This is a genomic window from Bradyrhizobium sp. P5_C11_2 (genome assembly GCF_054049755.1).
This window is the reverse complement of record NZ_JBFULT010000415.1, coordinates 1-6,798: the sequence shown is the minus strand read 5'-3', so window position 1 is coordinate 6,798 and position 6,798 is coordinate 1. Positions and strand designations below refer to the sequence as shown.

Annotated in this window: 4 protein-coding genes; 3 read left to right on the top strand and 1 reads right to left on the bottom strand. The window is 64.6% G+C overall.

The window, feature by feature from the left end:
- Positions 1 to 432: 432 nt before the first annotated feature.
- Positions 433 to 1,191 carry a FadR/GntR family transcriptional regulator gene (locus ACXJL8_RS29485; protein WP_456618716.1) on the bottom strand — a complete coding sequence of 253 codons (759 nt, stop codon included), beginning with the start codon at positions 1,189 to 1,191 and terminating at the stop codon, positions 433 to 435.
- 112 nt (positions 1,192 to 1,303) lie between these two features.
- Between ACXJL8_RS29485 and ACXJL8_RS29480 the strand changes: the two genes are divergently transcribed.
- The 3 genes from ACXJL8_RS29480 to ACXJL8_RS29470 are packed head-to-tail and all read left to right on the top strand — an operon-like array spanning position 1,304 to position 6,577.
- Complete coding sequence (locus tag ACXJL8_RS29480) at positions 1,304 to 2,710, top strand: aspartate aminotransferase family protein (protein ID WP_456618715.1); 1,407 nt, start codon at positions 1,304 to 1,306, stop codon at positions 2,708 to 2,710.
- 20 nt (positions 2,711 to 2,730) lie between these two features.
- A complete protein-coding gene (locus ACXJL8_RS29475; protein ID WP_456618714.1) occupies positions 2,731 to 4,335 on the top strand; it encodes an ABC transporter substrate-binding protein in 1,605 nt (534 codons plus the stop codon).
- Between the two features lie 13 nt (positions 4,336 to 4,348).
- Positions 4,349 to 6,577: a N,N-dimethylformamidase beta subunit family domain-containing protein gene (locus tag ACXJL8_RS29470; protein ID WP_456618713.1), complete on the top strand. Its 2,229-nt coding sequence runs from the start codon at positions 4,349 to 4,351 to the stop codon at positions 6,575 to 6,577.
- Positions 6,578 to 6,798: the final 221 nt, after the last annotated feature.

The following is a 6,798-nucleotide window of genomic DNA, read 5'->3' as shown; positions in this document are numbered from 1 at the left end:
GGGGCGGTCCAAGGGACCGAGCCTGGAACGGGATTCTGGGCCTGGCTTGTGCGAGAGCCACCCCGGAATGACGAAAACACTCTACGCAACTCTTGCTAACGCCCGTAGAACAAGATGCTGGCGATGACGAGCATCGCCGTCACCGCCAGCATATGCGCGAGCGCTCCCGAGGCCGCCCCCTTGGTGGCTTCCTTCATGCCTATTCTCCCTAGACTTGGGCGTGACTCATCGTTGCGCGCACTGCGCACCCGACGGTCAATTGTTTTTACTCGGAACACCCCTTGCGAGTATTCACCGTGATTTGTCCCCACACGGCGAATATCGACTGTGCCAAGGTCGATCAGCAATGCGGCGGCATTTTGACTCGATGATGTTGCTCTTGCGGTCTCGCAGCGAACGGTTTGCGGAAACTTTCCTCAACCGCGAAAAGTTTCACCGGAGCTTCCTGGGAGAACTCGCGGGTGCCTTGGGTGTGGCCATGGATTTGGCCTTCGAGGCCTCCATCAGCGCATCCCTGATGTTGGTGAGATGGCGCGTCATGGCGTGGCTCGCCTTGCGCGGGTTCCTCGCTTGAACGGCTTCGAAGATGGCCTCGTGATCGCTGCGCCACATGGGACGATAGTCCTCCATCTGCATGTGGTTGTGAATCTCCTGCCAGATGCCGGACTCGGTCTGTGCGCGCCACAGCGAGTCGCTGATCGACACCAGCGCGCCGTTTCCCGTCGCTTCGGCCAGCACCATGTGGAAGCGGTGGTCAGACGTGTCGGCCTCGCGTCCCTGCGCGTGTTCCCAGCGCATCATCGCAAGCGCTTCGGCGAGTTGCGCGAAGGTGGCCTCGGAGCCGCGCTGCGCCGCGATCGCCGCGATCTGCGGTTCGATGAGCTGGCGCGCTTCCAGATTCTCGAACGGGCCAAATCCTTCGAGCGCATGCACGTCAGGGGCTTCCTGACGACTGATCACATAGACGCCGCTGTTGCTGCGCACCTTCAGCATCCCGGCCATCGCCAGCGACAGGATGGCCTCGCGCACCGTCGGCCGCGACACGCCAAAAGTCTTCGCGAGATCGCGCTCTGCCGGCAGGCGCTGGCCGATCCGGTAACTCGCCTGGATCATCGCAGCAATGCGCCGAGCGACGATCTCGAAGCTGCGTTCGGGCTTGGATGGGGGATCGTGCAACATCTTCGTGCTCATCAGCTCTTTTTTTGAGTTTGACAAGCTGCGGCACGAAAGCCAAGCTGGTCAGACCAATTTGGACTGACCAGTTTCGCGCGACCGGGGTTGGGAATACTCCGTCGGTGGGACGATGGAGGCTGCGCGCGTGTTCGACAGCAAGCCGAATTCAGCCGAGGCGCGCGACATCGCGTTCCATCTGCACTCGCAGACCAATCCTCAGCGGCATGCAGAAATCGGACCGTTGATCATGGCGCGCGGCGAGGGCGTCCATGTCTATGACGCCAGCGGCAAGCGTTATCTGGAAGCGATGGCCGGGCTCTGGTGCACCTCGCTCGGCTTTTCCGAGACGCGGCTCAAGGCGGCGGCGCTTGCTGCCTACGACAAGTTCGGCTTCTACCACAGCTTCAATCACAAGACGCCGGACAACACGATCGACCTCGCCGAGAAGCTGGTCGAAATCTCGCCGATCCCGGATGCGCAGGCCTATTTCGCCACCTCCGGCTCGGAGGCCACCGAGACCATGGTGAAGCTCGCCTGGGTGTATCACGCGGTCCATGGCAAGCCCGGCAAGCGCAAGATCATCGCCCGTGATCGCGGTTTCCATGGCTCGACGATCGTTGCGGCCTCGATGTGCGGCTTGCCGCGCATGCACCGTGAATTCGGCCTCCCGCTCGACGGCTTCCTGCACACGCATTGCCCGGATGCCTATCGCGGCACGAGGCCGGGCGAGAGCGAGGCGGCGTTCGTCGACCGCCTCGCGGCCGATCTCGAAGCACTGATCATGGCCGAGGGACCGGATACGATCGCAGCCTTCATCGCCGAGCCGATCAACGCCGGCGGCGGCATCGTCGTGCCGCCGAAGGGATATTTTGCAAAGATCGAGGCGGTGCTGCGCCGTCACGACATCCTGGTGCTCGGCGACGAGGTGGTCTGCGGCTTCGGCCGCACCGGCAACTGGTTCGGCTGCGAGACGGTCGGCATGAAGCCGGACATGGTGGCGCTCGCCAAGGGCATCACCTCGTCCTACTTCCCGATGTCAGCCGTGTTGCTGGGACGTCCGATCCGCGATGCGCTCAGCGAGATGAACAAGGGCGGCGAGCTGTTCGGCCACGGTTTCACCAATTCCGGGCACCCGGTCGGCGCGGCCATCGCGCTCGAAACGCTGAAGATCTATCACGAGATGGATGTGGTGCCGCATGTTCGCCGCATGGGCGGCCGGCTCCGCGCCGGGCTGGAGCAGATCGCACGGGATTCGCGCATCGTCGGCCAGGTGCGGGGCGAGGGATTGATGATGGGGGTCGAGCTGGTCGCCGACCCCGCGACGCGGCAAGCCTTCGATCCCGCGCTGAAGGTCGGCGCGATGTTCGACGCGCTCGCGATCGAGAATGGCCTGATCATTCGCGCGATGGGCGACACGATCGGGTTCTGCCCGCCGCTGATCATCGACGACGCCGGAGTCGACGAGGCGCTCGACCTGTTCGCGAAAACCTTGTTCAGCGCCGAAGCCAGGCTTGCCGAGACACGTCCATCTGCGTAACCCGTTGAGGAGACCATAACATGCGCCGTCGAGACCTGCTCCGATCCACACTGGGCGCCGGTCTCGGCGTCGCCTTTGGCTCTGCTCTTGCGATGCCGCGGCTGGCCCGCGCGCAAGGTTCGCGCGTGCTGCGCTTCGTGCCGCAGGCCGATGCGGCGATCCTCGATCCGATGATCACCACGGGCCTGGTCAACCGGAACCACGGCTTCCTGATCTGGGACACGCTCTACGGCGTCGATGAGAAATTCCAGGTTCAGCCGCAGATGGTCGCCGGCCATACCGTCGAGAACGACGGCAAGCTCTGGACGATGACGTTGCGGGATGGCTTGAAATTCCACGACGGTGAGCCCGTGCGCGGCCGCGACGTGGTGGCGAGCCTGAAACGCTGGGCCTCGCGCGATGCGTTCGGCAATTCACTCTTCAACCTGGTCGAAGAAATCTCGGCACCCGATGACAAGACCGTACGCTGGCGTCTCAAGTCGCCGTTTCCACTCCTGCCGGAAGCGCTCGGCAAAGTGGGCGCCATCGTCGCCTTCATCATGCCGGAACGTCTTGCGCAGACGGACAGCGTCACGCCGGTCAAGGAGCTGATCGGCTCCGGTCCGTTCAGGTTCCAGGCCGATCAGCACGTGCCCGGCGCGCGCCTGGTCTACACGCGTTTCGACGGCTATGTGCCGCGCCCCGAGGGGACGCCGAGCCTGCTCTCCGGCCCGAAGATCGCGCATTTCGACCGGGTCGAGTGGCAGGTCATCCCGGACCCCGCGACGGCTGCGGCTGCGCTTCAGCAGGGCGAGATCGACTGGTGGGATCAGCCCATCGTCGACCTGTTGCCGAAGCTGAAGAGCAACAAGGCGCTGACTGTCGAACTGCTCGACCCGATCGGTAATGTCGGCGTGCTGCGCTTCAACCACACGCAGCCGCCGTTCGACAACCCGGCGATCCGCCGCGCGGTGCTCTCCGCCATCAGCCAGAAGGAGTTCATGTCCGCGGTCGCGGGAGAGGACACCAGTCTCTGGCGGGACAAGGTCGGCTTCTTCGCGCCCGGCGGCATCATGGCGAACGATGCCGGCATGGACGCGCTGACCGGCCCCCGCGATATCGCCGCCGCGGCCAAGGCCATCAAGGACGCCGGCTACAAGGGCGAGAAAGTGCTGCTGATGGCGCCGGGCGATTTCCCCGTCATCGGGCAGATGAGCGAAGTCGCGGCCGACCTGTTCCGCAAGCTCGGTTTCAATCTCGACTACGCGGCGATGGACTGGGGCTCGATGCTGCGGCGCATGGGCAACCGCGAGACGCCGGACAAGGGCGGATACAGCGCCTTCTGCACTTATTCCGCCGGCGTCACGCAGCTCAATCCTTCGGCGCATAACTTCATCCGCGGCAGCGGTGACAAGGCGACGTTCGGCTGGGCGAAGAGCGAGAAGCTGGAGCAACTGCGTGATGCCTGGTTCGCCGCGCCCGATGCCGCCGCGCAGGCCAGGATCGGCGTCGAGATGCAGAAGCAGTGCTTTATCGATGTCCCCTATGTTCCGCTTGGTGTCTTCTATCAGCCGACCGCTTACAAGAAGAGTCTGACGGGCATGCTCAAGGGCCTGCCGTTGTTCTGGAATGTGCGCGGCGCCTGAAGAAGGATTTTCGATGCTTCCGATCACCGGCTATGCGGACCGCTGGAGCGTGCGCTCCGGCGACGACATCAACTTCATGATCGCGGTCAAGGGCGGCGGCCGCTATTCGGCGCGGATCGCCCGAATCATCTGTGGTGACCCGAATCCCAGGGGACCCGGTTATCGCGAGATTCCGGTCAAGTGGGATCTCGAAGGCCAGCACGATGGCATCGAGCAGACCATCGCCAAGGGCTCCTGGGTCGATGTATCAGCACTGGCGTTGCCGGCAGGTCCGATCGCCTTTGCCGCGACCGTCTGGCCGACCCTGCTCGCCGCGGGCAAGCAGGCCGTGCTGAACTGGGCGGGCGCAGGCGGCTCGTTGACGCTCGGCGTCGGCAAGGCGGGCGCTTTCGCCCGGCTGGTGACCGGCGAGGGCACCTTCGAGGTCGAGACCGGCATCGCGCTGACCGAGCGGGCGTGGCACGACATCGCGTGCCTGTTCGATCCGGCGACCGGATCGCTGGCGATCGCACAGGCGCCGCGCAAGATCAGGCTCGACCGCGACGAGCGCGCGACGAAAATGCTGGGCGCGCCGCGCACCGCGTTGGCCGGCATGGGGGCCGTCGCGATCGCGGCGGAGCGCGCAGGGAAGGGCGTGGCCCGTCACTTCAACGGCAAGGTCGAACGTCCCCGCATCACCGATGGCGGCACGGGCCTCGACGGCATCATCGCCGCGCAAGCTTCCGGAACGGCGGCCGCGGCCATCGCCGAATGGGATTTTTCCATCGGCATTCCGACCGATACGGCAACCGATATCGGCCCCTTCAAGGCGCACGGCACCTGCATCAACCTGCCGACGCGCGCGATGACGGGCTCGCGCTGGACCGGCGGGGTGACGCATCGCTGGACGGAAGAGCCGAAGCTCTGGGGCGCGATCCATTTCCACGACGACGACATTGGCGATGCCGGCTGGCAGCCGTCGCTGACCTTCACCGTGCCCCAGGACTGGACGAGCGGCGTCTACGCGCTGCACCTCGAAAAGGATGGGGCGCGCGACAACATCGTCTTCTATGTCCGCGCCAGAATACCGGGTTCGCAGGCCAAGGTGGCGTTCCTCGCGCCGACCTTCAGTTACACGGTCTACAGCCAGTATCAGAAGAAGGGCAGGCAGGCCCTGATCACGGAACGTTCGCTGGCCTGGGGCGCGCTGGCACAGGCGCCGGACGGCCATCCGGAATACGGCGTCTCGCCCTACAATTTCCATTCGGACGGCAGCGGCGTGGTGATGTCGACCATGCGCCGGCCGTTGATCGACAAGCGCGTCAACCAGATCCATCTGGTCGATCCGAGCGACTATGGCTCCGGCCTCTACTGGATCTCCGCCGACAGCGCCATCACCGATCTCCTGACCCGCAAGGGCATCGACTTCGAGGTCATCACCGATCACGACGTCCATGCCGAAGGCGTCGATCTGCTGTCGAAATATTCCGTCGTTCTGACCGGCCAGCATCCAGAGTACCACACCCACGAGACGCTCGACGCGCTCAGTGCCTATCTCGGCAATGGCGGCCGCTTCATGTATCTCGGCGGCAACGGCTTCTACTGGAAGGTGGTGCCGCATGCGACAGGCACCTGGGCCTTCGAATTGCGACGCGCCGAGGGCGGCATCCGTCTCTGGGAAACGCTTCCCGGCGAGAGCTATCATGCTTTCGACGGCTCCTATGGCGGCCTTTGGCGACGGCTCGGCCGCCCGCCGCAGGCGCTGGTCGGCGTCGGCTTCAGTACGCAAGGGGAGTATATGGGCTTCCCCTACACCTTTCTCGACGGCGTTCTCGATCCCCGCGTCGCATTCATGCGCGACGGTATCGAGGTTCTGGCAAGGCCGGGCGCCAAGCTCGGCGAGCGCGGGTTCATGGGCGGTGGCGCCGCCGGCCACGAGCTCGACCGCGCCGACACGCGCCTCGGCACGCCGCATCATGCGATCATCATAGGCCGCGCCGTTCTCACCGATCCGACCTATCAGCCGGTCAACGAGGAGCGTTACGACCACACCTGGCCGGCCTCGCGGGAGGACATCATCCGCTCCGACCTGACCTTCTTCGAAACACCGAATGGCGGCGCGGTGTTTTCGGTCGGTTCGATGAATTTCATCGGCGCGTTGCCGGTCGATGGCTACAACAACGTGGCGGCCCTGCTGGTGACCAACATCGTCAGGCGCTTTGCCGATTCGACGCCGTTCCCGGTGCCGAAGGCCCCCGCGTAAGCAGGCCTATCGCATATGACAGCTGGAGACTGCCGGATGAACTCGGCCTGCATGGTTCGAGACGCCCGCTTTGGCGGGCTCCTCACCATGAGGGTCTGATATCTCGCCGCAAGACGCGACCTCGTCCTGAGGGCCCGCCGCAGGCGGACGTCTCGAAAGGATGGGCCGCAGGTGAGCTTTCAGCCACGATTTTCTTCAAATGCGATTGCCCTGCATAAGGG

Bases quoted from the DNA above. Each gene is read 5' to 3' on its own strand.
- ACXJL8_RS29485 (WP_456618716.1), bottom strand. From the start codon at position 1,191: ATGAGCACGAAGATGTTGCACGATCCCCCATCCAAGCCCGAACGCAGC.
- ACXJL8_RS29480 (WP_456618715.1), top strand. From the start codon at position 1,304: ATGGAGGCTGCGCGCGTGTTCGACAGCAAGCCGAATTCAGCCGAGGCG.
- ACXJL8_RS29475 (WP_456618714.1), top strand. From the start codon at position 2,731: ATGCGCCGTCGAGACCTGCTCCGATCCACACTGGGCGCCGGTCTCGGC.
- ACXJL8_RS29470 (WP_456618713.1), top strand. From the start codon at position 4,349: ATGCTTCCGATCACCGGCTATGCGGACCGCTGGAGCGTGCGCTCCGGC.